The organism is Bradyrhizobium sp. 604_D8_N2_3, assembly GCF_051810765.1.
GTDB classification, from domain to species: Bacteria; Pseudomonadota; Alphaproteobacteria; order Rhizobiales; family Xanthobacteraceae; genus Bradyrhizobium; species Bradyrhizobium barranii.
Genome location: NZ_JBPWPM010000001.1, coordinates 3,043,235 through 3,067,656 on the forward strand (window position 1 = coordinate 3,043,235; position 24,422 = coordinate 3,067,656).

A 24,422-nucleotide genomic window follows, 5' to 3' on the forward strand; every position below is an offset into this window, starting at 1 on the left:
TGACGAGCCGGCCCTCAAGCGAAGTATGTAGCGGATGCACAGCCCAAATCCAGACATGTCTCAGCTATTCGCGGACCGTCAGGCCCAGCGCAGCACCCTGCATAATCGGTATCTGAACGAGCAGTTCGTTCGGGTTCTCAAGACCATCGGCTACGATGTCGGCTTCCAGAAGGGGCAGGGGCAGTACCTCTACGATCGCGAGGGGGCGCGCTATCTCGACCTGTTGTCCGGCTTTGGCGTGTTCGCGATCGGGCGCAATCACCCTGTCATGCGCGAGGCGCTCAAGAGCGTGCTCGATGCCGACCTGCCCAATCTGGTCCAGTTCGACGTCTCGGTGCTTGCCGGCGTGCTCGCCGAGCGGCTGCTGAAATACGTCCCCTATCTCGACAAGGCGTTCTTCGCCAATTCCGGCGCCGAATGCGTCGAAGCCGCGATCAAATTCGCCCGCGGCGCCACCGGCCGTCCCGGCATCGTCTATTGCGCCCACGGCTATCATGGCCTGACCTACGGCGCGCTGTCGCTAACGGGTGATTCGAACTTCCGTACCGGCTTCGAGCCGCTGCTGCCCGGCTGCACCTCGATTCCGTTCAACGACCTCGCCGCGCTCGAAAAGGCGCTGGCCTCGCGCGAGGTTGCGGCCTTCGTCGTCGAGCCGATCCAGGGCAAGGGCGTCAACATGCCCACCGACGAGTTCCTGCCGGGCGCTGCCGCGCTCTGCAAGAAATACGGCACGCTGTTCGTCGCCGACGAGATCCAGACCGGCATGGGCCGCACCGGCCGCTTCCTGGCGGTCGAGCACTGGAACGTCGAGCCCGACATGGTGCTGCTGTCGAAGTCGCTGTCCGGCGGCCACGTGCCGGTCGGCGCCGTGCTGACGCGCAAGAGCATCTTCGACAAGATCTTCAACCAGATGGACCGCGCCGTGGTGCACGGCTCCACCTTCTCCAAGAACGATCTGGCGATGGCCGCGGGCATCGCGACGCTCGACGTCATGGAGTCCGAGAAGCTGATCGAGTCCGCCGCCAAGCGCGGCGCCGAGCTGCGCCTCGCGCTGACGCGCATGGTGCCAGGCTACGAGCTGATGAAGGAAGTGCGCGGCAAGGGCCTGATGATCGGCGTCGAGTTCGGCCCGCCGAAGTCGCTGCGGCTGCGGGCGTCCTGGAACGTGCTGGAAGCTGCCAACAAGGGCCTGTTCTGCCAGCTCATCACCGTGCCGCTGTTCAAGGACCACAAGATCCTCACGCAAGTCGCCGGTCACGGCAGCCACACCATCAAGCTGCTGCCGCCGCTCACCATCACCGAGGAAGATTGCGGCTGGATCGAGCGCGCCTTCGACGACGTCATCGCCGGCAGCCACAAGGTCCCCGGCGCGATCTGGTCGCTCGGCAAGACGCTGGTGGACAACGCGGTGCGGCGGTCGGCGTAAATTCGCCGATCTATCTCAGCGGTCGTCATTGCGAGCGAAGCGAAGCAATCCAGTATCCCTCTGCGGATGCGGGCTGGATTGCTTCGCTCCGCCAGCTACCCCTCCACATTCGCCTTCATCGCCGCCTCGAACTTGTCGACGAATTCGGCGAGCTCGTCGGCGCCGATATCGCTGACGGCCCAGAAGTTCAGGCCGCGATTGCCCCAGCGGCGGCAGTTGAAGCCCTGCATGGTCTCGGTCTTCGGCGCGCGATATTCCGCGTTCGATGTCTGCGATACGAACAAATTGATCACGTGCTGCCGGCGCTTGTAAACGACGGCGCCGATGGCGCGGGCGTCGATATAGTCGAGCCGGCCGCCGACCAGCGTGAAGCCTTGCGCGGTGAGATCGATCACGGGCGGGGCGACGTCGAGCTTGCCGTTGAACCACGGCTTCACGGTGTGCTGGTCGGTGGAGACCACGTCGATGAGATGGCCGGCCTGAAGCGAGCGCAGATGCGCGGAGACGACCTCCGACAGGATGCGCTGCTGGTCGTCCTGGCGCAGCACCACGGCGACGACGCCGGAGGCGGCGAGCGCGGAGACGGCCGAGCCCATCGCAAAGCCGCGCAGCACGGAGCGGCGGGTCGGTTGCCGGCGCTGCGGCTGCGGCAGCGCGGCTTCGATCCGGGCGCGCAGGCTAGCCGGCGCGGCATAGCGCAAATCGGTGTCGGCGAGCACGCGCTGCATCTCGCGTTGTGCGGCAAACTCCGCGGCGCAGTCCGGGCAACTGGCAATGTGGGCTTCGACCTCGCGCGCGTGGCCGGCATCGAGCTCGTTGTCGAGCAGCGCGTGAAGCAGGATTTTTGCTTCGTCGCAGGTCATCTCGAGTGCTCCTCTTCCGCCGTCCAGGCCGCGCGCAGCATGGCGCGGGCGCGGGCGAGGCGGGACATCACGGTGCCGACGGGGGCGCCGACGGCCTCGGCGATTTCACGATAGGACAGGTTGTTGATCTCCCGCAGCACGAATGTTTCCTTGAACGGTTCGGCGAGCGCGTCGATCAACTTGCGGATGGCGCCGGCATCGCGGCTGCGCAGCACCTCGGTCTCGGGGCTCGCCTCGCTCTCCTGCCAGATCGGCGTCTGCTCGGCGGCGCCGGGCGTATCCTCGATCGCGCTGGGCCTGTGCGCGCGCCGCGCGTATTCTGCGTTGCAGACGTTGCGCAGGATCGCGAACAGCCAGGGCTTCATCGCCGGCCCGCGATAGCTGTCAAAATGCTTCAACGCGCGCAAATAGCACTCCTGCACCGCATCCTCGGCGTCGGAGGCATCGCGCAGCAGATAGCGCGCGAGCGTGTAGACGTCGTCGAGATAGGGCAGCGCGGCTTCACGGAAGCGCTGCGCCTTCTGCAAATCGTCGTTGGCGGGCATCGCTCCTCGCTTTGCCTCTTGTTCTGCGCGTCGCGTTGTTTCGTCCCTGTTTGTTTCGTCTCCGTGTGTGACGGAAGGCACACGAGCCCGGCCGGCGTGGGACCACCGGCCGGGCAAGACGTTGATGCCTTGGTTTGAGACGTTACTCAACCTTGATCATCCCCGTCATGTGCGGGTGCAACGAACAAAAATATTTGTAGTCGCCCGCATTGGTGAAGGTGAACGAGAACTTGTCGTCGGTGTCCAGGGCCTTGGACCTGAACTTGCCGGCCGACACCACGGTGTGCGGGATGTCGTCCCGGTTGGTCCAGGTCACGGTGGTGCCGAGCTTGATCTTCAACTCGGCCGGCTGGAAAACGAAATTGTCGATATGCACTTCCATGTCGTCGGCACGGGCCGTCGTTGCGGGCAACAGGATGGCCGCGACCACGGCGACACCGAAGTCGCGGCGATTGAGTGTTTTCATTGTCAGCTTCCGTTCAGCCTTTTTCCGTTCAATCTTGGATCAACCCTGCAGCGGCGTGTCGATGATCGCGAGCCGCTGCTCGTTCTGCTTGAAGTTGATGCTGGCGACGCCGAGCATGCCGCGCAGCTTTGCGTCCTCGACCTTCATCGGTCCGGGCGAGGGCGCGGTCCCCGGCGCGGGCTGCGGGAACGCAGTCGAGCGCGCGGTGTGGAAAGTGACGTTGCCCTCGACCTTCTGCATCACCTGATGGATATGTCCGTTCAGCACGGTGACGGAGCCGAAGCCCTTGACGTATTCGAGCGCGCGACCGCCGTCCTCGGTGCCCCAGCCCCATTCGGGATAGACCGTCCAGAGCGGGATATGCGCGAACAGCACGATCGGTGTCGATTTCGACTTGCCGCGCAGATCGTCCTCGAGCCAGGCGAGTTGCTCGGCGCCGAGATTGCCGAGACCGCCGCCCTTGAGGTCGACGACGTTGACGAGGCCGATGAAGTGTACGCCGCCGGCGTCGAACGAATACCAGCCTGCACCCTTGGTGCCGCGGCCGTAACGCTCGCGATAGAATTTCACCTCCTCGTCGAGAAAGTCATGCTCGCCAGGCACGTAGTGCACGTCGAGCTTGCTCTGCGAGATGATGCGGTCGGCATTGTCGAACTCGGCGGCCTTCGACAGGTGCGTGATGTCGCCGGTGTGGATCATGAAGGAGGGTTTTGCCGGCATTGCGTTGATCTTGTTGATGGCCTCCTCCAGCGTGCCGAGCGCGTTGGGGTTTGCCGGCTTGTCGAAGCCGACATGGCTGTCGCTGATCTGGAGGAAGGTCATGCCGGGCGCGGCTGCCGTGGCGGCCTGCGCGGAATCGATGATGCCGAGCGAGCGCGGCACGCCGCCCGTGATGGTCCATAGCACCCCGGTGCCGGCCCAGGTCATGCATTCCAGCACCTTGCGGCGGCTGACGCCGTCCCCGTGATCGTGTCCGCTCATCGCACGTCTCCACTTCGCCCGGAATTGGGCTTCGGGGAGGTGATTGGGGGCGGAGGAGACTTATTCCCGGATGCGATGACGTTTTCGTGAGGTGGTAGGGTCTCGTGTCCCGGACGCGGTGCAGCGCCCAAGAGCGGGTTCACGCGCGTCTTCGACGCGTTATGGCGGTGCGCCGCAGAGCCGGGACCCGCGCGGCTCGGATTGTCTGGGCCGGGCTCTGCGCAGCAGCGTTGCACGCTGCAGCGCGTCCGGGGCGCGAGACTTATTTCGCGAATTCCCGCACGGCCTCCACCACGCGTTCCGGCACTTCCTGCGCCACGCAGTGCCCGGCGCCCTCGAAGACCAGTGTGCTGACGCGCGGAATCAGCGACACGGCGCGTCGCGCCATCTCCTTGTAGATCGGCCCCGACTTCGCGGCGGTGGTGACGCGCACCGGGCAGTCGATCTCGGTGAGCGAGACAAACGGATTGCCGCGGGCATCGCCGACATAGACCTGCTCCATCGCCTCGTAGATCGGACGCAGGATTGCGAATTCGATCTCGGGCGTGCAGCAAAGCCGAACCCGGCCATTCTCCAGCGGCACGAAGCCGTGGCGCACATAGGCCCGCAGCGATGGTTCGGTCCAATCGGCAAACGCCGGCGCTGTGCGGTAGCGCTCGAACACGGTGTCGGCACTGTCGAATTCGGCCCGCCGGCGCAGCGTGCCCTGGACGCGGGTGAGCGAGTCTTCGCTCAAGCCTCCGGGCCGCGCCGCGCGCGGGTCCATCACGGTCGGCTCCATCACGAACAGGCGCGTGAAGCGTCCTGGCCGAAGTTTCGTCGCGAGCAGGAGATCGGTCGCGCCGGCGCTGTGGCCGATGCCGTAGACGTCGCGCAGATCGAGCGCATCGATCACCCGGCAGACATCCTCGGCATAATCAAGGAAATGATAGGCATCGGGCTTGTGGCTCGCGCCGTGGCCGCGGCGGTCGAGCGCGTAAACGGTGCAGGTCGATGCAAGCTCGCGCGCGACCTCATCCCAGACGTCGGCGACGAAACCGGTGCCGTGCACGAGCAGCGCGGGCGGCCTCCCGCTCTCGCCCCATTGCAGCATCGCGATCTGCGCGTCAGTGGGGCCAATGGAGAAGCGATGTGGATTGATCATGGGGACGGGACGCTACTTCGCGTCCTCCAAAATCATCGTCGCGCCCTTCTCGGCGATCATCGCTGTCGGCGTATTGGTATTGCCTGACGTTATCGTCGGCATGATCGACGCGTCGATAATGCGCAGGCCGCTCAGGCCGTAGAAACGCAGCCGCTCGTCCACCACCGCCATCGGATCATTCGCCGCGCCCATCTTTGCGGTGCCGACGGGATGGAAGATGGTGGTGCCGATGTCGCCGGCGGCCTTGGCGAGCGAGGCATCGTCGTCGCCGACGGTGGGACCGGGCAGATATTCGCTCGGGCGATATTTCGCGAGCGCCTTCTGCCGCATCAGTCGCCGCGTGGTCCGGATGGCGTCGGCGCCGACCTGGCGGTCGTCGTCGGTCGACAGATAGTTCGGCGCGATGATCGGCTTCTCGTCCAAGCTCGCCGAGCGCAGCCGCACCGTGCCGCGCGAGGTCGGCTGCAGATTGCAGGCGCTCACGGTGATCGCGGGGAAGCAGTGCAGGGGATCGCCGAACTTGTCGAGCGACAGCGGCTGCACGTGGAACTGGATGTTGGCGCGGGCGCGCGTCGCGTCGGAGCGGGTGAAGATGCCGAGCTGCGACGGCGCCATGGTCAGCGGTCCGCGGCGGCGGAAGGCGTAGTCGAGCCCCATCAGGCCACGGCGGAACAGATTGTAGTAGGTCTCGTTCAGCGTGCGCACACCCTCGACCTTGTAGATCGCGCGCTGCTGGAGATGGTCCTGAAGGTTGCGGCCGACGCCGGGCTTGTCCATCACGATGTCGATGCCGAGCGGCGACAGCCAGTCGGCGGGACCGATGCCGGAGCGATGCAGCACCTGCACTGAGCCGATGGAGCCTGCCGAGAGGATCACCTCGCGCTTCGCGCGCGCCTCGATGACCTCGCCATTCTGGATGAAGCGTACGCCGACGGCGCGGCCCTGCTCGATGATGAGACGATCGACCAGCACGTTCTTCTCGAGCCGCAGATTTTGGCGGTTCAGTGCGGGCTTGAGGAAGCCGCGCGCGGACGACCAGCGCCGACCGCGCTTCTGGTTGACGTGGAAATAGCTGGTGCCTTCGTTGTCGCCGGTGTTGAAATCCGGAATGCGCTTGATGCCCATCTCCTCGGCGGCGTCGCCCACGGCGTCGAGAACGGCCCATGACAGCCGCGGCGCCTCGATGCGCCAGCCGCCGCCGGCGCCGTGATGCTCGCTCGCGCCGAGGAAGTGATCTTCGAGTTTCTTGAACAGCGGCAGCACGTCGTCATAACCCCAGCCGGTCATGCCGAGCTGGCGCCAGTGGTCGTAATCAGCGGCCTGTCCGCGCATCGAGATCATGGCGTTGATCGCCGAAGAGCCGCCGATCACCTTGCCGCGGGGATAGGCCAGCGAGCGGCCATTGAGACCGGGCTCGGCCTCGGTCTTGAACATCCAGTCCGAACGCGGATTGCCGATCGCGAAGAGATAGCCGACCGGAATGTGGAACCAGATCCAGTTGTCGTCGCCGCCGGCTTCGAGAATGAGGACGCGATTCCCTGATACGGCCGAGAGGCGGTTGGCGATGATGCAGCCGGCCGTGCCGGCCCCGACGACAATGTAGTCAAACTCACCTTCGAGCCGCCTCGGCATTCTGCTTCCACCCAAACAGGCGTCATGCCCAGGCTCGTCCCGGGCATCCACGCGCTTTCCGTCCTAATAGTCAGACGTGGATGGCCAAGACAAGCTGGTGACAGGCCCGGCCATGACGAGAGCACAGGGGACCCTCGATCCACGGGAGTTAGGTGGACTGGTGCTTGCATGGTAGACAGTCCTGTATTCCCAACAAGGCTTGAGACCCTCCATGCCCATCGTGAACCGAGTCGCCGACCTCCAACCCGATATTCAGGCATGGCGCCGGGACATCCACCAGCATCCGGAGCTGCTGTACGACGTTCACCGCACCGCAGCATTCGTTGCGGACCGGCTGCGCGAGTTCGGCTGCGACGAGGTCGTGACCGGCCTCGGGCAGACCGGCGTGGTCGGCGTGATCAAGGGCAGCAAGCCGGCCGGCGATGGGCTCAAGGTGATCGGCATGCGTGCCGACATGGACGCGCTGCCCGTCGACGAGCAGACCAACCTGCCTTACGCCTCCAAGACTCCGGGCAAGATGCACGCCTGTGGCCATGACGGCCACACCGCGATGCTGCTCGGTGCGGCCCGCTACCTTGCCGAGACCCGCAACTTCGCCGGCGATGCTGTCGTAATCTTCCAGCCTGCCGAGGAAGGCGGCGCCGGCGGCGCGGCCATGGTCAAGGACGGCCTGATGGAGCGTTTCGGCATCGAGCAGGTCTACGGCATGCACAACGGCCCGGGCATTCCGATCGGCTCGTTCGCAATCCGGCCGGGCCCGATCATGGCGGCGACCGACGAGGTCGACATCATGATCGAGGGCCTCGGCGGCCACGCCGCGCGTCCGCACAAATGCGTCGATTCCGTGCTGGTCGGCGCGCAGGTGATCACCGCGCTGCAGTCAATCGTCGCCCGCAGCGTCGATCCCCTGGAATCGGCCGTGATCTCGATCTGCGAATTTCACGCCGGCAACGCCCGCAACGTCATTCCGCAGACCGCAACGCTGAGGGGCACCATCCGCACGTTGTCGCCGGAGGTGCGCAAGCTGGTCGAGAAGCGCGTGCACGAGGTGGTGGCGGGCGTGGCGCAGATCACCGGCGCCAAGATCGACCTGCACTACAAGCGCAACTACCCTGTCGTGAACAACCACGCTGCGGAGACCGAGGTGGCGCGGCGCATCGCCAGGAACGTTGCCGGCGAGGCCAATGTGCACGAGATGCCGCCGCTGATGGGCGGCGAGGATTTCGCCTACATGCTGGAAGCGCGGCCCGGCGCGTTCATCTTCTGCGGCAACGGCGACAGCGCCGGCCTGCATCACCCAGCCTACAATTTCAACGACGAGGCGATCGTGTTCGGCACGTCCTATTGGGTCAAGCTGGTCGAGGAATCGCTCGCGGCGTCTTAACGCCGCCCCCCGAACCACAAACGAAAAGGGCCCGTGCATCGCACGGGCCCTTTGTCTTTGAGGCGCGTGATCGGCTTCAGAAGATCCGCGAGAAGATCACATACAGCGTGGCCGACAGCGCGATCGCGCAGGGCAGCGTCAGCACCCAGGCCATCAGCAGGTTGCGGATGGTCGCCATCTGCAGGCCCGAGCCGTTCGCGGCCATGGTGCCGGCGACACCCGACGACAGCACGTGGGTGGTCGAGACCGGCAGGCCGAACACGTCGGCGGCGCCGATCGTGGCGGCGGCGACCAGCTCGGCGGAGGCGCCCTGTGCGTAGGTGAGATGGGTCTTGCCGATCTTCTCACCGACGGTGACGACGATGCGCTTCCAGCCGACCATGGTGCCGAGGCCGAGCGCGATGGCGACGGCGACCTTCACCCAGGTCGGGATGAACTTCGTGGCGCTATCGAGGCCGCCCTTGTAGGCGTTCAAGGTCGCGACCTCTTCCTTGTTGAGGTCGTTTTCCTTGTCCTTCATCAGGAAGCGGATCGCTTCCGAGGTCAGGTACATGTCGTTACGGGTGTTGCCGACCACTTCCGCCGGTACCTTGTTGAGCGAGCCGTACTTCGCGACCTGGTCGCCGACATCCTTCACCAGCACCGACAGCGAGGGGTAGGTGCCTTCGCTGATGTGGTGCGAGGTGATGTACTGCGTCACCGCAGGACGAGGATCGCCGATGATCGAGTGACCGGCGCCCTTGGCCGCGATCACCTTGGAGGCGGCCTCCGAGACCTTCTGGAACTGGGCGACCTGGCTCTCCGGCAGCGCGCGGTTGAGCGCGTAAGCGGTCGGCACGGTGCCGATCAGGATCAGCATGATCAGGCCCATGCCCTTCTGGCCGTCGTTCGAGCCGTGGGCGAAGCTGACGCCGGTGCAGGTTGCGATCAGCAGGCCGCGGATCCAGAGCGGCGGCGCCTTGTTGCCTTCGGGCGCGGCATAGAGCGCAGGGTTGCGCACGATGAACTTGAGCAGCAGCAGCAGCACGGCGGCGCAGATGAAACCGAACAGCGGCGACAGCAGCAGCGCGTAGCCGATCTCGGTGGCCTTGCTCCAGTCGACGCCCGAGGTGCCGTCGCGGCCGCGCATGACGGCATTGGCGATGCCGACGCCGATGATCGAGCCGATCAGCGTGTGCGAGGAGGAGGCGGGCAGGCCGAAATACCAGGTACCGAGGTTCCAGATGATCGCGGCGATCAAGAGTGCGAACACCATGGCGAAGCCGGCGCTGGAGCCGACCTGGAGGATCAGCTCGACCGGCAGCAGCGAGACGATGCCGAACGCGACCGCGCCGGAGGACAGCAGCACGCCGAGGAAGTTGAAGAAGCCCGACCACATCACCGCGAATTCAGCCGGCAGCGAATGGGTGTAGATCACGGTCGCCACCGCGTTGGCGGTGTCGTGGAAGCCGTTGACGAATTCGAAGCCGAGCGCGATCAGCAGCGCGACGAACAAGAGGATGTAGGGCAGGAAGGTCGTCACCTTCGTGCCGGTCGCGTTGACGTCGACATAGATGCTGTAGGCAACGAACAGCAGGCCTGCGGCAAGGATGCCGAAGAACAGGATCATCGTGAGCGGGTTAAAACCCTTGTCGAGATTTGGCCTGGAAGCCGGCTGGACGGGCGTCGGATCGCCTACCGCACGGTCGAATGCAACGTCTGTCATTTTTGGACGCCCCTTAACTAATTTGAAGGGGCTATTGTCCGCGATGGATTTGAAGGCTGGATGACAACTGCGTCCTAAAGTCGCTTTCCCACCAGTATTCGCCAGTATTTAGGCGGCGCGTGGGGCTTTCTTCTGCAAACTGGCGGCAATCTTCAGGTCTTCGACAAAGCGCTGATATTCCAGCACTTTGGCTTCCGGATCAGGCAGCCGCAACAGATAGGACGGGTGCACCGTCACCAGTGCCTTGCGTCCCTCGGGCATATCTATGAGCCGGCCACGGGTCTTGCCGATCGGGGTGATCTTGCCGAACACGCTCTGCGCGGCGGTGGCGCCCATTGCCACGATGAGCTCGGGCTGGATTGCCGAAACTTCCCGCTCGTACCATTGCCGGCACGCCCGGATCTCCGGCGTCGCCGGCTTCTGGTGCAGACGGATCTTTCCGCGCGGCACGAATTTGAAGTGCTTGACCGCGTTGGTGACGTAGACCTTGTTGCGGTCGACGCCGGCTTCCTGAAGCGCACGGTCGAGCATCTGGCCGGCCGGGCCGATGAAGGGGTGGCCGGCGAGGTCTTCCTTGTCGCCGGGCTGCTCGCCGACCAGCATGATGGTCGCGTCTTTCGGGCCCTCGCCGAACACGGTCTGCGTCGCGTCCTTGTAGAGCGGGCAGGCGCGGCAGTGCGCGGCCTCCTCGCGGAGCGCTTCGAGATCGTCGGCAGCCAGCTTGCGTGGCATCGGAGCCTCCGGCCGCTTCTGGGGCTTGTGCGGATCGGTTGCGGCATTGGCGATCATGGCGCCGGTCATGCGCTCGGCGTCCTCGATCAAGGGCTTAATGATCGACGCCTCGGGCAGGTTCCTCCAGTATTTCTTCGGCATCTCCGTCTGCATCGCCTTCACCTTCAGCCGCGCCGGGTTGAAGATGCTGGCGTAGTAGCGCCGCCAGGTTTCCTCGAGCCGGTCTTCGCCGGGTGCTTCGCTCTTGCTCACGCCCGACGTGAACGAGAGCGCGTGGCCATCCCAATGCGCACACAGATCGGGTGTCAGGATCGACCATGGCATGTCGGCGAAGCGCTTGGCAAAGAACGGCGCGGCAAGCTCGACGATGTAATGCTCCGGCTCGAACCAGGCGACGTAATGCGCCGCGCGCTCGCGGCCGATCTCGCGGAAGCGCACGAAGGCATGCATCTTGTGCTCGTCGCGATGGACTGCTCTTGCCATGGCGGTGACTTGCGCGACATCAGGATTGGTCGCGACCTCGATGAGATCGTGATTGTCCTTCAATCGCCAGAGCAGGCGATAGAGGATCGCAAAGCGCTCGCCGTCGCGATGCAGGATCGCGGCCTTGGCGAGATCGACGAATTTTGCCGAGACGTTAAAGGTGCTGTCGTTCACCTCAAATATCGGAGACGGGGAGGGCGGTGCAAACAGCTCGGCTTCGCCGCCTTGTACGGTCCAGGTGACATCGGTTGGCTGCACATGATGCAGCACGAGGCTACGCGCGGCTTTGCGCCAGCCGTCGAAATCGGTTTCGGTGTCGAGGGTGATGTACTGCATCAGAAGCCAAACCCCAATTGTGTTGCCTTCGGCTTGAACCGTTCGATCAGCCGCGCCTCGTCGAGGCGATGCGGCGCGGGCCGGTGATCGCTGAGGACGATGAATGGCAGCGCCTTGTTGCGGGGCACATGCAGCCGCGCGAGATCGGAGAGGCGGATCGTGGTGGTGCGCCGCGTCGCGATGATGCGTTCGACCGCCTTGGTGCCGAAGCCCGGCACGCGCAACAGCTCCTCGCGGCTGGCGCGGTTGACGTCGAGCGGGAAGCGGTCGCGATGGCGCAGCGCCCAGGCGAGCTTCGGATCGATGTCGAGCGGCAGCATCGCGCTGTCGTCAACGATCTCCGCAACGTCGAAACCGTAGAACCGCATCAGCCAGTCGGCCTGGTAAAGCCGGTGCTCGCGCAGCAGCGGCGGCTGTACCAGAGGCAAAGCGCGGCTGGCATCGGGGATCGGGCTGAAGGCGGAGTAATAGACGCGCCGCAGCCGGTAGGAGCCATAGAGATTGGAGCTGGTGTGCAGGATGGTGTGATCAGAGGCCGCGTCGGCGCCGACGATCATCTGTGTGCTCTGTCCGGCGGGCGCGAAGCGCTGCGGCCTGGCCTTCGTCTTTGTGCTGCGGTTTTCCTCGGCCTCGTCGAGCTTCAGCCGCAGCCGGCCCATGGTGCGGCGGATCGCGCGCACATCCTTTTCCGGTGCGTATTGCTGCAGGCTCGTCTCCTCAGGCATCTCGATGTTGATGGAGAGGCGATCTGCATATTTGCCGGCTTCCGCGATCAGCGCGTCGTCGGCCTCGGGAATGGTCTTGAGATGGATGTAGCCGCGGAAGTGATGCTCCTCGCGCAGTTTGCGCGCGACGCTGACCACCTGCTCCATGGTGTAGTCGGGGCTGCGGATGATGCCGGAGGAGAGAAACAGGCCCTCGATGTAATTGCGCCGGTAGAAGTCGAGCGTGAGCTTGACCACTTCGTCGATGGTGAAGCGGGCACGCGGCACGTTGGAGGAGGCGCGGTTGACGCAATAAAGGCAGTCGTAATTGCAGGCGTTGGTCAGGAGCACTTTGAGCAGCGAGATGCAGCGTCCGTCCGGCGCGTAGGAATGGCAGATGCCCATGCCCGGCGCGGTCGAGCCCATGCCCTTGCCATCGCTGGAATCCCGCTTCTCGGTGCCGCTGGAGGCGCACGACGCGTCGTATTTGGCGGCATCAGCCAGAATCTCCAGCTTGCGTTGTACGTCCATCGTGGAATCCCTTTGATTCAGCTTACGAATCCGGATGAGCACCAATTCGATTGACTCCCCGGCCGCTGTTAGCTTTATATTAGAACATATCATGAACAAATGAGCCAGCCGTAGGTTCTTATTTTTGAGAACCTCGGCAATCACCTCTGAAGGAGCGGCGTATATGAGCGGCGCACGGATGAACGCGCTTGCGACCTTGCGCGGCCAGATCGAGCGCATCGAGACGGCGGAGGTCGTGCATCAGCACGATCGCGTCGCGCTCGGCCACGACGAGGTCGACAGCGCGCTGAAGGGCGGGCTCGCGCGCGCGGTGATCCACGAGGTGTTTTGCGAGGGCCGGCAGGGAACCGCCGCGACGGGTTTTGTCATGGGGCTTGCGGGGCGTGTCTCGCGGCGCCGGCCGCTGCTGTGGGTGCGGCAGGATTTTTCGGAACTCGAGACCGGCGCGCTGTCGATGAGCGGGCTTGCCGAGATCGGTCTCGATCCGCGCCGCGTGGTGATGGTGCGCGCCGCCGATGTCGAGAGCGCGTTGCGGACCTCGGCCGATGCGCTCGCCTGCGACGCGCTTGGCGCCGTTGTGCTCGAGCTCTGGGGTGAGACGCGGCAGTTCGATCTCGTGGCGAGCCGCAAGCTGACACTGGCCGCGCAAGGCTCCGGTGTCACCGGCCTGATGTTGCGGATGGCCGCGCAGCCGCTGCCCTCGACCGCGGAGACGCGGTGGATGTTGCGCGCGGCGCATTCGCCGCCGGGCCCGGCATGGAGCTCCTGGGGCGCGCCGCGCTTCGATGCCGAACTCTTGCGCAATCGTCATGGCCCGTGCGGCCGGTGGATCATGGAATGGAAATGTGATGAGTGCCAGTTCTCTGAACCGTCGACGTATCCTCAGCCTGTGGCTGCCGCGCCTGCCCATCGATCGGATTCAGCGGTTCTTCGGCGCGCTGGGTAAGACCAATGATCCGAGCATCGTTGTCATCAAGGACAACAATGCGCTGGTGATCCATGCGCTGGACGAAGCCGCCGAGCGCCTCGGCTTGCACATCGGCCAGCCCCTGGCCAATGCACGGGCGATGTGTCCGGACTTGAAAGTGTTCGACGCCGATGTCGTGGCCGATGCGAAGACGCTCAGCGACGTCGCCGACTGGTGCGACCGCTTCACGCCGCTGGTGGCGCTCGATCCGCCGTACGGGCTGTTTCTGGACATCACCGGCTGCGCGCATCTGTTCGGCGGCGAGGCTGCGTTGTTGCAGACCTTCGTCCGCGCGCTCGCCCGTCAGGGTTTTGCCGTCAGCGCGGCGATCGCCGGCACCTCGGTCTGTGCGCGCACGCTGACGCGGCAGGCCTCCGGCACCATCGTCGCCGATGGCGGGGAGGCGGCGGCGATCAGCCGGCTGCCGGTATCCGCGCTTGGTGCGGGCGAGGCCATCACCACTGGTCTGCGCCGCGCCGGCCTGAAAACCATCGGCGATGTCGCCTCGCGCGAGCCGCATGAGATCACGGCGCGGTTCGGCGCGCGGTTCTCCACGCTGCTCGCGCATGCGCAGGGGCATGGCGATGCCCCGATCAATCCGCGCAAACCGCTGCCGGATTATATCGTGGAGAAGCGCTTTGCCGAACCGATCGCCACCGACACCATGATCGCGCTGACGCTGTCGCGGCTCGCCGACACGCTGATCGCGTCCATGGAGAAGCAGGGCAAGGGCGCGCGGCGCCTGGAAGCCGCCTTCTTTCGTACCGACGGCGTGGTGCGCGCGATCATGGTCGAGACCGGGCGGCCGGTGACGCAAAGCAAAGTCATCGACCGGCTGTTTCGCGAACGTCTCGATGCGCTCGCCGATCCGCTGGATCCCGGCTTTGGTTTCGACATGGTGCGGCTGTCGGCGAGCCGCACCGAGATCGTGGTGCAGGAGCAGCGCGATCTCGACGCCCATGTCCATGACAATGACGAGCTCGCCGCGCTGATCGACCGCATCGCCGCGCGCATCGGCGGAAAGCGCGTCGTCGTGCATTTGCCTGAGGATACCCATATCCCCGAATGTGCGGTGCTGGCCGCGCCTGCCCAGCACCATCTCGCCGTGGCCATGCAGGCCGAATGGCCGGCGCGCGCCGAGAGCGAGCCGCCGCTGCGCCCCCTGCGGCTGTTCGACAGACCGGAGCCGATCAAGGTGCCGTTCGCGACCGTGCCGGACGGCCCGCCGCATCAGTTCACCTGGCGGCGTGCGCTGCATGCGGTGGTGCGGGTGGAAGGGCCCGAGCGCATCGCGATGGAATGGTGGCGGCAGGACGGCAAGCAATTGACGCGGGATTATTTCCGCATCGAGGATGCCGAAGGCCTGCGCTTCTGGATCTTTCGCGACGGTCTTTACGAAGGAGAGGTGTTCGACGACGAAGGCAAACCCATTCCCCCCAACTGGTATGTGCACGGTCTCTTCGCATGACCACGCCCGCTTATGCCGAGATCGGCATCACCACCAACTTCTCCTTCCTGCGCGGCGGCTCGGATCCGCGCGCCTATGTGCATCAGGCGAGCATCCTCGGCATTCCCGTGATCGGCATTGCCGACCACAACACGCTCGCCGGCGTGGTGCGCGCCTACAAGGAGCTCGACAATGACAAGGTGCTGCACAAGCCGAAATTGCTGATCGGCGCGCGCATCGTCTTCATCGACGGCACGCCCGACATTTTTGTCTATCCGCGCGACCGCGCCGCCTATGGCCGGCTGTGCCAGCTCCTCACCAGAGGCAAGCGCGGCGACGACATCACGCGGATCGAGAAGGGCGAATGCCATCTCTCTTTTGCCGACCTTCTTGAGTTTTCCGAGGGCCAGCTCCTGATCCTGACGCTGCCGCATCGCTTCGAGCCCGCGCAGGCGCTGGATGTTCTCGCCAAGCTTAAGGACAGCCGCGCCGAGGGCGTGTGGCTGGCGGCGAGCCTGGTCTATCGCGGCGACGACCGCCGCCGCCTGGCGCGGCTCGATGATCTCGCCGCCAAAGCAAACGTGCCGCTGCTCGCGACCAACGAGGTGCTCTATCACGATCCCGGCCGCCGTCCGCTCCAGGACGTGCTCACCTGCATCCGGGAAAAAACCACGATCGAGGCGGTCGGAAGGAAGCTCGAAGCCAACGCCGAGCGCTTCCTGAAGACGCCACGCGAAATGTCGCGGCTGTTCCGCGATTTTCCCGAGGCGATCGCGGAGACCATGCGCTTTGCGGGCAAGATCGATTTCACGCTCGACCAGCTCAAATACCAGTATCCGGACGAACCGGTGCCGCGGGGCAAGACCGCGCAAGAGCATCTGGAGGATCTGACCTGGGCCGGCGTCGACAAATATTTCGGCGGCAAGATCGATGACAAGCTGCGCACGACCCTGAAGAAAGAGCTCGCGCTGATCGCCGAGCTGAAATACGCGCACTACTTCCTCACCGTGCACGACATCGTACATTATGCGCGCAGCCAGAACATCCTGTGCCAGGGGCGGGGATCGGCGGCGAACTCAGCGGTCTGCTACGTGCTCGGCATCACCTCGGTCAATCCGACCAGCGTCGATCTCCTGTTCGAGCGCTTCATCTCCAAGGAGCGGCTGGAGCCGCCTGACATCGACGTCGATTTCGAGCATTCGCGGCGCGAGGAGGTGATGCAATATGTCTATCGCCGCTACGGCCGCCACCGCGCCGCGATCATCGCCACCGTGATCCATTACCGTCCACGCAGCGCCATTCGCGACGTCGGCAAGGCGCTGGGCCTGACCGAGGACGTCACCGCCGCGCTCGCCGACACCGTCTGGGGAAGCTGGGGCAAGGGCCTCAACGACATGCAGGTCAGGCAGGCCGGGCTCGATCCCAGCAATCCCATGATCAACCTCGCGGTCGAGCTTGCGACCGAGCTGATCGAATTCCCGCGTCATCTCTCCCAGCATGTCGGCGGCTATGTGCTCACCCAGGACCGGCTCGACACCTATGTGCCGATCGGCAACGCCGCGATGGACGAACGCACCTTCATCGAGTGGGACAAGGACGACGTCGACGCGCTCAACATGATGAAGGTCGACGTGCTCGCGCTGGGCATGCTGACCTGCATCCGGAAATGTTTTGATTTGATCGACCACCACAAGGGCAAGCGCTGGGTTCTGGCGAGTGTCCCTCAGGACGATCCCAAGGTTTACGACATGCTGTGTGCTGGGGAATCCCTCGGCGTGTTCCAGGTCGAGAGCCGCGCCCAGATGAACATGTTGCCGCGGTTGAAGCCGCGGACCTTCTACGACCTTGTCATCGAAGTCGCGATCGTGCGGCCCGGACCGATCCAGGGCGACATGGTGCATCCGTATCTGCGACGGCGGAACGGCCAGGAAAAGGTGAGTTATCCCTCGCCATCACCCGAACACGGTCCCGCGGACGAACTCTACAAGGTGCTGCACAAGACGAAAGGCGTGCCCTTGTTCCAGGAGCAAGCCATGCGCATCGCGATCGAGGCGGCAAAATTCACCTCCGAGGAGGCTAACGGCCTGCGCCGCTCGATGGCGACCTTCCGCAATGTCGGCACCATCGGCCAGTACGAGGAGAAGCTGATCGGCAACATGGTCGCGCGCGGCTACGATCCCAACTTCGCCAGAAGCTGCTTTGACCAGATCAAGGGCTTTGGCTCCTACGGTTTTCCAGAGAGCCATGCCGCGAGCTTTGCTCAGCTCGTCTACATCTCGTCATGGCTGAAATATCATCACCCCGATGTGTTCTGTTGCGGCCTGTTGAACTCGCAGCCCATGGGCTTTTACGCGCCCGCGCAGATCGTCGGCGACGCCCGCAAGAATGGCGTCGAGGTGCGCGACATCGACGTGTCCTGCAGTTTTGCGCAGAATACGCTGGAGAATATGGACGACGGATATTGCGCCGTGCGTCTGGGTTTTCGCCAGATCGACGGCTTCCACTGGCTCGATCCGGATGAGGAGGAGCTTAAGAGGCAGCAGGCTGAGCGGCAGGGCAAGGTCTATGTCACTCAGGAAGACTGGGCCGACCGCATTATCAAGGCTCGCGACCGCCAGCGGTTCACCTCGCTCGAAGACTTCGCCCGCGACACCGGCCTGCCCAAGCGTGCGCTGATCCTGCTCGCGGATGCCGACGCCTTCCGCTCGCTCGGCCTCGACCGCCGCGAGGCGCTGTGGCAGGTGCGGCGGCTGCCCGACGACGTGCCGCTGCCGCTGTTCGAGGCCGCGACCGCGCGCGAGCAGCCGGACGAGCATGCAAAACCGTTGCCGGAGATGCCGCTGGCCGAGCAGGTGGTCGCGGACTACCAGACTATCCGGTTATCGCTGAAGGGCCATCCGATGGAGTTTTTGCGCGAGATGTTTTCGCGCGAGCGTGTCGTGGCCTGCAGGGACATCAGCCATGAGAACGAGCGGCGCCGCGTCCGCTGCGCCGGCGTGGTGCTGGTGCGGCAGCGGCCGGGCAGCGCCAGCGGCGTCGTGTTCATGACGCTGGAGGACGAGACCGGCATCGCCAATGTCGTGGTGTGGCCCAAGATCATGGAGCAGTACCGCAAGGAAGTGATGGGCGCACGCCTCATCCTGGTCGAGGGCTATATCCAGAGCAGCCCCGAAAAGGTGACGCATCTCATCGCCCAGCGCATGGTCGACCGCTCGCACGATCTGGTCGGCCTCGCCAACGACGCGCTGAGCCGCAAGCATCCGGTGCCGGCAGGCGCCGACCTGATCGAGCCCCTCAACGACGATCCCCGGGCCCACGCGGATATGCCGGCGCAAAAAATCCGCCACCCCCGCAACGTCCGCATCCTGCCGCCATCGCGGGATTTCCATTGAAGATGTGACGCAGAATGCTGCCACACCGTCATTGCGAGCGCAGCGAAGCAATCCAGACTGCCGCCCGTGGAAAGACTCTGGATTGCTTCGCTGCGCTCGCAATGACGAGCTTGTTGAGCCGGGCCGTGTCATACTCTCGGTGTCATACCCTGCGAAAGCGGGGTATCCAGTACGCTGCGGCTTCTCGGTTCTAGCCGCGCTGTCTCTGGAATACTGGATCGCCCGATCAAGTGTTTAGCCCGGAGACATGGCTGACACCTGTTCGGACACATCACTGACAGGTTGGCCATTGGTCAAGTCGATCGATGCGACCTGCCAGCTGGCGAAGAAGATTCCGTAGTGGCCGTCACGATCCAGCGGCCGGATGGCAAGGCGTTCGCGGGCGAAGGCCTGGGGAACTTTCCAGAAGTGTCCCTTGAAGGAGATGTAGGGTCTTGTCGATGAGACCCTGCGCACGATCTCGCCGCTGTCGTATTCGACGTTCGGAACGCGGGCCGGCATGGGGCGAGCACTTGGCCGGAAGCGATCGGCAGGGACCTGCATATCGAGGCCTTGGTGAGGCCGCTCCAGATTGTAGACCGGCCGCCAGGCGTCGAAGGCGCGCTGGACTTCCGGGAGAGTTCGGAAGCGGCGCATTGCAAACACCTCGGCCTTCAGGGTGCGATGGAAGCGTTCGTTCTTGCCGCGGGCCTGTGGGTGGCATGGCCTTGCGTGCACCACCCTGACGCCAAGCTTGAGCAGCCACACCTTCAGTCCGGTCCAACGAATGCCGGACGTATCGCCCCAGGGTGAGCCATTGTCGGTGTAGAAGGCCTCCGGCAGGCCATAGCAGCGGAACGTCGTCGACAGGTGATTCTGCACGGTGAGGCGCTGCTCGTCGGCACATGCCTTCAGGCACAGCACGTAGCGCGAGTGATCGTCGACGATCGTTAGCGGATGGCACCGCGTCCCATTGGCGAGCGGCAGGTGACCCTTGAAGTCCATCTGCCACAGCAGGTTGGGAGCTTCCTTCTCGAACCGGTGGCCCGGATTGGGCGGCGCATTCTCACTCGGTTTGATCCGGTCGTTCCGACACAGGATCTGGTGCACCGTTGATGGCACAGGCACCGTCTGCCCGCCCCGCTTCAGGCAATGGGCAATCTTCCGTGCTCCCCAAGCCGGATGCTTGTCGCGTACAGCCAGGACTTCTGCCTCGACCGCAGCCTCACTCCGCTTGGGCATCGCATGCGGGCGCCGGGAACAGTCGGCCAGCTCCCGATCGCCGGCCTGCCAGCGCGCCAGCCACTTGGAGCCGACGTCAGGACTGATGTTGAACCGACGGCACAGTTCGCGCCGGTTGGCGCCCTCCTGCAAAGCCAGCCGCACAAACTCGTGGCGCTGATCCATCACTGACACCTCGCTCCAAGGCATGGACGGCCTCCCGAATCGGACCAATCCAGCCAATGTTGATGTGTCAGCTATGTCTCCGAACACCCGTCAGTGATCTGTCCGGGCTAAACATCAAGTCGGGCGATGACAGAGTGCCCGCTCTAAAAATTCACCCGGTTCGAGATCGCGCCGTCCACGACGAGATTGGAGCCCGTGGTGAACCCCGACACCGGGCTTGCCAGAAACACCGCCGCGCTTGCGATCTCCTGCGGCGTTGCCATGCGGCCCGTCGGGTTGCGCTTCATCGCGTCGTTGTAGCGCTCCGGCATGTTCTGCTCGATCATGTTCCAGACGCCGCCCTTGAAATAGACCGTGCCGGGCGACACCACGTTGACGCGGATCTTCTTCTTTGCGTATTGCCGCGCCAATCCCTTGGCCATGTGGATCAGCGCCGCCTTGATCGGGCCGTAGGAGCTGGCGAGATCGGCCTGCGCCGCCGAGATCGAGGAGATGATGACGAAGGCGGCATCGCCGCTTTTCTCGCCGCTGGCCTCGAGGAACGGCCGCGCGGCGTCGAACGCATGCACGGCGCCGAGCACGTCGAGCCGGAAGTTCTGTTCCCAGGACGCCGCATCGTGGCCCTGCGCCATCGCGCCGGCATTGGCGAACAGCAGGTCGACGCCGCCGAGCTCCTTTGCAGCAGTCTCGATCCAGGATTTCAGCGCCGCGCCGTCGGTGACGTCGACCGGTCCGCCGCTGGCACGGATTCCGCTTGCCTTGAGTTCAGTGACGGTCGCCGCAACCTGATCGGCGTTGCGCGCGCACACCGCGACGTTGGCGCCTTCGCCGGCCAGTGTCGCCGCAATCGCCCGCCCGATGCCGCGCGTGCCGCCGAGGACGATGGCGTTTTTTGCTTTGAGACCGAGATCCATTGTTTGGTTTTCCTTTTTGTTGGTGCAAAGAGTGTAGCCGTTTCAGGAGACATGCTGAACTCTCCAATTCGTCCTTGCGAGCGTAGCGAAGCAATCCAGGAATGCATCCGCAGAGACAGTCTGGATTGCTTCGTCGCAAGGGCTCCTCGCAATGACGACGCGGAGAGGCGGTCCTCTCACTCCGGTGCCGCCCCCACCGGCGGGCCGCCGGGCGGGCGGTGCAGGAAGGTCAGCGAGACGTAGGCGCCGGCCCACGAGCCGATCGCCGCGAAAGCGACATAGAACGGGTTTTCGGTGTAGCTGATCACGGCGTAGGAGGAGAGCAGGTACCAGACCGCGCTCCAGTTCGCCGCCGGCACGCGCTTGCGCGCGATCACGGCCGAGGTGAACATGACATAGACTGCGTCGGTGGCCGCCGTTGCGATGAACACGGCGCCTGCGGTGAGGGGATCTACGGCGGCCATTGCATTCCTTTCTGCGATCATGACATGGTCGCGAAAACTACAGCATGATCCGGAAAATGCGCAGCGGATTTACGAAAAGATCATGCTCAAATCTGAAAGGGAGAGAAGCGGTCATGCAAAGCCCCGCCGATATTCTTAGGGATCTCTGGACCTCCATCGGCGGCGACAAGGCCGCGCTCGAGCGCGTGCGGCTGACCGGCGAGGAGCCGCAAATTCCGTCCTCGTTTCGCGTCGCCGTCGCCGGACAGACGACGATCGCAGCCGCCGGTCTTGCCGCCGCCGAAATCCGGAGACTGCGCAGCGGTGAGACGCAGGACGTCTCCGTCGACATGCGCCACGCCGTCGCCGAATGCCGTTCGGAGCGCTATTTGCGCCTCGACGATAAGCCGCCGCCGCCAGCCTGGGACGCCATCGCCGGTGTCTACAAGACCGGCGACAACCGCTTCGTCCGCTGCCACACCAATTTCCCGCATCATCGCGACGCCGTCTGCAACGTGCTCGGCTGCGAGCCCGAGCGCGACAAGGTTCAGGCCGCGTTGATGCAATGGAAGGGCGAGGATTTTCAAACTGCGGCCTATGCCGCGGGCGGCGTCGTCGCCCTGATGCGTTCCTACGACGAATGGTCCGCGCTGCCGCAGGCGCGCGCGCTCGCCGAACTGCCGTTGGTCTCGATCGAGAAGATCGGCGAGGCCCCACCCAAGCCATGGCCGCAGGGATTGTCGAACGGCGATCGTCCGCTTTCCGGCCTGCGCGTGCTCGATCTCTCGCGCGTCATCGCGGGCCCCGTTGCCGGCCGCACGCTCGCCGCGCACGGCGCGGATGTGCTGCTCGTCTCGGGGCCGGAGCTGCCGGCCATTCCCTGGCTCACCATCGACACCGGCCGCGGCAAGCTCACCACGTTGGTCGAGTTGAAGAGCGAGGCGGGCAGGGCGCAGTTGCGCGAGCTGTTGAAGGGCGCCGACATCTTCTCGCAAGGCTATCGTCCGCGCGCGCTTGCAGCCCTCGGGTTCGCGCCGGAGGATGCAGCGAACATCAATCCCGGCATCGTCTATGTCACGCTGTCGGCCTATGGCCATGCCGGCCCCTGGGCGGAGCGGCGCGGTTTTGATTCACTGGTGCAGACCACGACGGGCTTCAACCACGCCGAGGGGCAGGCCGCGGGCATCGACGGTCCGAAGGAATTGCCGGCGCAGATGCTCGACCATGCCACCGGCTATCTGATGGCGTTCGGCGCGATGATGGCCAAGGCACGCCAGGCCCGCGAGGGCGGGAGCTGGCACGTGCGCGTGTCGCTGGCGCAGACCGGACGCTGGCTGTGGAATCTCGGCCGGCTCGATGGCGGCCTGGACACCCCGGATCTTACGGGCGAGGCCGTACATGCTGCATTCATCGAGTCCATGCCATCTGGCTTCGGCACGTTGAAGGCGGTGCGCCATTCCGCGCTGCTGTCGACCACGCCGGCGCGATGGAGCCGCCCGGCGATGCCGCTCGGCAGTCATCCGCCACAATGGCCGGCGCGAAACTGACGTGAAGCTGACGCGATGCAATATTTTAACGCAAACGGAAAGGTGGCTGGCGTTTTTTAGGTTGTTTGAAATCCCAATTCAGCACTATTAGCGCGACCGATAAGGCAGGCGTCTGCCGAGATCGTCGCAGACTTGACCGGGCCCCATGGTAGTTGAAAATACCAAGCGATTGCAGGTGTTTACAAAACAACGGGTGATCACATCCGTAGTTTTACTGGCACTCGCCTGCGCCGGTGCCTATGGCTTCCTGCGTGCGGGGGCCAAGGAAAAGAGCCACTCCGAGGTCTCCAGCCAGTCGCGCAGGAATGCGCAGAATTTCACGCCGACGCCGTCCGAGTGGGCGACGCTGACGATCGAGCCGGTCAAGGCCAAGACCTTCCGGGCCGAATATGTCACCGAGGGCAAGGTCGCGGTCGACGAGGATCGCTCGACGCCGGTGTTCTCGCCCTATGCGGGCCGGGTGACCAAGCTGCTCGCCAAGCCGGGCGAGATGCTGAAGCAAGGTCAACCGCTGTTCACGATCGAGGCCGCCGACACCGTGCAGGCCCAGAACGATTTCATCGCGGCGATGACCTCGCAGAACAAGGCGAAGTCTGCGATCGATCTTGCCGACATCCAGTTCAGGCGCGCCAAGGACCTCTATGAGGGCCGCGCCATTCCGCTGAAGGACTATCAGCAGGCCGAAACGACCCAGGTCCAGGCGCAGAACGACGTGCGCTCCTCGGGGACGGCGCTGGAAGCCGCGCGCAACAAGCTGCGCATCCTCGGCTTCACCGACGAGACCATCAAGGCATTCCAGGACAAGGGCGTCATCGATCGGGAGATCACGATCTACTCGCCGATCTCCGGCACCGTCGTGCAGCGAAAGATCGGCCCGGGCCAATACGTCAATTCCGGCGCTAGCGATCCGGTGTTCGTGATCGGCGACCTCTCGACGGTCTGGCTCACCGCCTTCGTGCGCGAGAGCGATGCGGCCGCGGTGTGCATCGGGCAGGACATCAGCGTCAACGTGATGGCGCTGCCGGGCCACCCCCTGACCGCCAAGATCAACTACGTCGCCGCCGCCATCGATCCCACCACCCGCCGCCTGCTGGTTCGCGCGACCATCGACAACAAGGACGGCCTGCTCAAGCCGGAAATGTTCGCCAACGTCACGATCTATTCGGCCGGCGACCGTGCCGCGCCGGCGGTGCCGAAGCAGGCGCTGATCTATGAGGCCGACAAGGTCCGCATCTGGGTCGCGCGCGAGGACAAGTCGGTCGAGCTTCGCCAGATCAAGACCGGCCTCATCAATGGCAATTTCGTCGAGATCACCAGCAATCTGAAGCCAGGCGAGCAGGTCGTCACCAAGGGCAGCCTGTTCATCGACCGCGCGGCGTCCGGTAGCTGATCGA

Annotated in this window: 19 protein-coding genes; 7 read left to right on the top strand and 12 right to left on the bottom strand. The window is 64.6% G+C overall.

From position 1 onward, the window contains the following. Positions 1-34 precede the first annotated feature (34 nt). A complete protein-coding gene (gene hpnO, locus AB7245_RS14460) occupies positions 35-1,426 on the top strand; it encodes an aminobacteriohopanetriol synthase HpnO (RefSeq protein ID WP_028146959.1) in 1,392 nt (463 codons plus the stop codon). Between the two features lie 95 nt (positions 1,427-1,521). On the opposite strand, the gene AB7245_RS14465 is transcribed toward hpnO, so the two are convergent. The 6 genes from AB7245_RS14465 to AB7245_RS14490 all read right to left on the bottom strand — a co-directional run bounded on the left by AB7245_RS14465 (position 1,522) and on the right by AB7245_RS14490 (position 7,057). Further along, positions 1,522-2,289, bottom strand: coding sequence for an anti-sigma factor family protein (locus AB7245_RS14465; protein ID WP_085403883.1), 768 nt, complete (start codon positions 2,287-2,289; stop codon positions 1,522-1,524). Then, positions 2,286-2,834, bottom strand: coding sequence for a sigma-70 family RNA polymerase sigma factor (locus AB7245_RS14470; protein ID WP_028146963.1), 549 nt, complete (start codon positions 2,832-2,834; stop codon positions 2,286-2,288). The genes AB7245_RS14465 and AB7245_RS14470 overlap by 4 nt, the downstream gene beginning before the upstream one ends. Positions 2,835-2,976: 142 nt before the next feature. Beyond that, positions 2,977-3,300, bottom strand: coding sequence for a cupredoxin domain-containing protein (locus AB7245_RS14475; RefSeq protein WP_028146964.1), 324 nt, complete (start codon positions 3,298-3,300; stop codon positions 2,977-2,979). A 39-nt stretch (positions 3,301-3,339) separates the two neighbouring features. Continuing rightward, the gene (locus AB7245_RS14480; protein WP_085403881.1) at positions 3,340-4,281 is read right to left on the bottom strand and encodes a metallophosphoesterase family protein; all 942 of its coding nucleotides are present in this window, start codon (positions 4,279-4,281) and stop codon (positions 3,340-3,342) included. Between the two features lie 262 nt (positions 4,282-4,543). Then, complete coding sequence (locus AB7245_RS14485) at positions 4,544-5,425, bottom strand: alpha/beta fold hydrolase (protein WP_085403880.1); 882 nt, start codon at positions 5,423-5,425, stop codon at positions 4,544-4,546. A 12-nt stretch (positions 5,426-5,437) separates the two neighbouring features. After that, on the bottom strand, positions 5,438-7,057 hold the full coding sequence (locus tag AB7245_RS14490; RefSeq protein ID WP_085403879.1) for a GMC family oxidoreductase: 1,620 nt from the start codon (positions 7,055-7,057) through the stop codon (positions 5,438-5,440). A gap of 211 nt (positions 7,058-7,268) precedes the next feature. Between AB7245_RS14490 and AB7245_RS14495 the strand changes: the two genes are divergently transcribed. Then, on the top strand, positions 7,269-8,441 hold the full coding sequence (locus tag AB7245_RS14495) for a M20 aminoacylase family protein (RefSeq protein ID WP_085403878.1): 1,173 nt from the start codon (positions 7,269-7,271) through the stop codon (positions 8,439-8,441). 76 nt (positions 8,442-8,517) lie between these two features. On the opposite strand, the gene AB7245_RS14500 is transcribed toward AB7245_RS14495, so the two are convergent. From AB7245_RS14500 to AB7245_RS14510, 3 genes are all read right to left on the bottom strand, one after another. After that, a complete protein-coding gene (locus AB7245_RS14500) occupies positions 8,518-10,146 on the bottom strand; it encodes an inorganic phosphate transporter (RefSeq protein ID WP_028146969.1) in 1,629 nt (542 codons plus the stop codon). Positions 10,147-10,254: 108 nt separating this feature from the next. Further along, positions 10,255-11,697, bottom strand: coding sequence for a UdgX family uracil-DNA binding protein (locus tag AB7245_RS14505; protein ID WP_085403877.1), 1,443 nt, complete (start codon positions 11,695-11,697; stop codon positions 10,255-10,257). Continuing rightward, positions 11,697-12,932: a putative DNA modification/repair radical SAM protein gene (locus AB7245_RS14510; protein ID WP_085403876.1), complete on the bottom strand. Its 1,236-nt coding sequence runs from the start codon at positions 12,930-12,932 to the stop codon at positions 11,697-11,699. Before AB7245_RS14510 ends, AB7245_RS14505 begins: the two co-directional genes overlap by 1 nt. 163 nt (positions 12,933-13,095) lie before the next feature. Here AB7245_RS14510 and AB7245_RS14515 point away from each other — a divergent pair, with 163 nt between their 5' ends. The 3 genes from AB7245_RS14515 to AB7245_RS14525 are packed head-to-tail and all read left to right on the top strand — an operon-like array spanning position 13,096 to position 18,738. Beyond that, positions 13,096-13,878 carry an ImuA family protein gene (locus AB7245_RS14515; RefSeq protein WP_085403875.1) on the top strand — a complete coding sequence of 261 codons (783 nt, stop codon included), beginning with the start codon at positions 13,096-13,098 and terminating at the stop codon, positions 13,876-13,878. Then, entirely contained in the window at positions 13,781-15,367 is a 1,587-nt protein-coding gene (locus tag AB7245_RS14520) for a Y-family DNA polymerase (RefSeq protein WP_085403874.1), read from the top strand. The genes AB7245_RS14515 and AB7245_RS14520 overlap by 98 nt, the downstream gene beginning before the upstream one ends. Then, positions 15,364-18,738 (top strand): error-prone DNA polymerase, encoded by a 3,375-nt coding sequence (locus AB7245_RS14525; RefSeq protein WP_085403873.1) that lies wholly within the window; start codon positions 15,364-15,366, stop codon positions 18,736-18,738. Before AB7245_RS14520 ends, AB7245_RS14525 begins: the two co-directional genes overlap by 4 nt. 234 nt (positions 18,739-18,972) lie before the next feature. Here the strand turns inward: AB7245_RS14525 and AB7245_RS14530 are convergent, their stop codons facing one another. The 3 genes from AB7245_RS14530 to AB7245_RS14540 form a co-directional block, all read right to left on the bottom strand. Continuing rightward, positions 18,973-20,148 carry an IS481 family transposase gene (locus tag AB7245_RS14530; protein ID WP_439034359.1) on the bottom strand — a complete coding sequence of 392 codons (1,176 nt, stop codon included), beginning with the start codon at positions 20,146-20,148 and terminating at the stop codon, positions 18,973-18,975. Positions 20,149-20,267: 119 nt separating this feature from the next. Further along, on the bottom strand, positions 20,268-21,038 hold the full coding sequence (locus AB7245_RS14535; RefSeq protein ID WP_085403872.1) for an SDR family NAD(P)-dependent oxidoreductase: 771 nt from the start codon (positions 21,036-21,038) through the stop codon (positions 20,268-20,270). Positions 21,039-21,214: 176 nt separating this feature from the next. Then, positions 21,215-21,502 (bottom strand): hypothetical protein, encoded by a 288-nt coding sequence (locus tag AB7245_RS14540; protein WP_085403970.1) that lies wholly within the window; start codon positions 21,500-21,502, stop codon positions 21,215-21,217. A 113-nt stretch (positions 21,503-21,615) separates the two neighbouring features. On the opposite strand from AB7245_RS14540, the gene AB7245_RS14545 reads away from it, so the two are divergent. Both AB7245_RS14545 and AB7245_RS14550 read left to right on the top strand, forming a co-directional pair. Continuing rightward, positions 21,616-23,028, top strand: a complete 1,413-nt coding sequence (locus AB7245_RS14545) for a CoA transferase (RefSeq protein WP_439034360.1) — start codon at positions 21,616-21,618, stop codon at positions 23,026-23,028. Positions 23,029-23,173: 145 nt separating this feature from the next. After that, the gene (locus tag AB7245_RS14550; RefSeq protein WP_085403870.1) at positions 23,174-24,418 is read left to right on the top strand and encodes an efflux RND transporter periplasmic adaptor subunit; all 1,245 of its coding nucleotides are present in this window, start codon (positions 23,174-23,176) and stop codon (positions 24,416-24,418) included. Positions 24,419-24,422: the final 4 nt, after the last annotated feature.

Excerpts from the sequence above, each read along its gene's own strand:
- hpnO (WP_028146959.1), top strand. The coding sequence starts at position 35 with ATGCACAGCCCAAATCCAGACATGTCTCAGCTATTCGCGGACCGTCAG.
- AB7245_RS14465 (WP_085403883.1), bottom strand. The coding sequence starts at position 2,289 with ATGACCTGCGACGAAGCAAAAATCCTGCTTCACGCGCTGCTCGACAAC.
- AB7245_RS14470 (WP_028146963.1), bottom strand. The coding sequence starts at position 2,834 with ATGCCCGCCAACGACGATTTGCAGAAGGCGCAGCGCTTCCGTGAAGCC.
- AB7245_RS14475 (WP_028146964.1), bottom strand. The coding sequence starts at position 3,300 with ATGAAAACACTCAATCGCCGCGACTTCGGTGTCGCCGTGGTCGCGGCC.
- AB7245_RS14480 (WP_085403881.1), bottom strand. The coding sequence starts at position 4,281 with ATGAGCGGACACGATCACGGGGACGGCGTCAGCCGCCGCAAGGTGCTG.
- AB7245_RS14485 (WP_085403880.1), bottom strand. The coding sequence starts at position 5,425 with ATGATCAATCCACATCGCTTCTCCATTGGCCCCACTGACGCGCAGATC.
- AB7245_RS14490 (WP_085403879.1), bottom strand. The coding sequence starts at position 7,057 with ATGCCGAGGCGGCTCGAAGGTGAGTTTGACTACATTGTCGTCGGGGCC.
- AB7245_RS14495 (WP_085403878.1), top strand. The coding sequence starts at position 7,269 with ATGCCCATCGTGAACCGAGTCGCCGACCTCCAACCCGATATTCAGGCA.
- AB7245_RS14500 (WP_028146969.1), bottom strand. The coding sequence starts at position 10,146 with ATGACAGACGTTGCATTCGACCGTGCGGTAGGCGATCCGACGCCCGTC.
- AB7245_RS14505 (WP_085403877.1), bottom strand. The coding sequence starts at position 11,697 with ATGCAGTACATCACCCTCGACACCGAAACCGATTTCGACGGCTGGCGC.
- AB7245_RS14510 (WP_085403876.1), bottom strand. The coding sequence starts at position 12,932 with ATGGACGTACAACGCAAGCTGGAGATTCTGGCTGATGCCGCCAAATAC.
- AB7245_RS14515 (WP_085403875.1), top strand. The coding sequence starts at position 13,096 with ATGAGCGGCGCACGGATGAACGCGCTTGCGACCTTGCGCGGCCAGATC.
- AB7245_RS14520 (WP_085403874.1), top strand. The coding sequence starts at position 13,781 with ATGAGTGCCAGTTCTCTGAACCGTCGACGTATCCTCAGCCTGTGGCTG.
- AB7245_RS14525 (WP_085403873.1), top strand. The coding sequence starts at position 15,364 with ATGACCACGCCCGCTTATGCCGAGATCGGCATCACCACCAACTTCTCC.
- AB7245_RS14530 (WP_439034359.1), bottom strand. The coding sequence starts at position 20,148 with ATGCCTTGGAGCGAGGTGTCAGTGATGGATCAGCGCCACGAGTTTGTG.
- AB7245_RS14535 (WP_085403872.1), bottom strand. The coding sequence starts at position 21,038 with ATGGATCTCGGTCTCAAAGCAAAAAACGCCATCGTCCTCGGCGGCACG.
- AB7245_RS14540 (WP_085403970.1), bottom strand. The coding sequence starts at position 21,502 with ATGGCCGCCGTAGATCCCCTCACCGCAGGCGCCGTGTTCATCGCAACG.
- AB7245_RS14545 (WP_439034360.1), top strand. The coding sequence starts at position 21,616 with ATGCAAAGCCCCGCCGATATTCTTAGGGATCTCTGGACCTCCATCGGC.
- AB7245_RS14550 (WP_085403870.1), top strand. The coding sequence starts at position 23,174 with ATGGTAGTTGAAAATACCAAGCGATTGCAGGTGTTTACAAAACAACGG.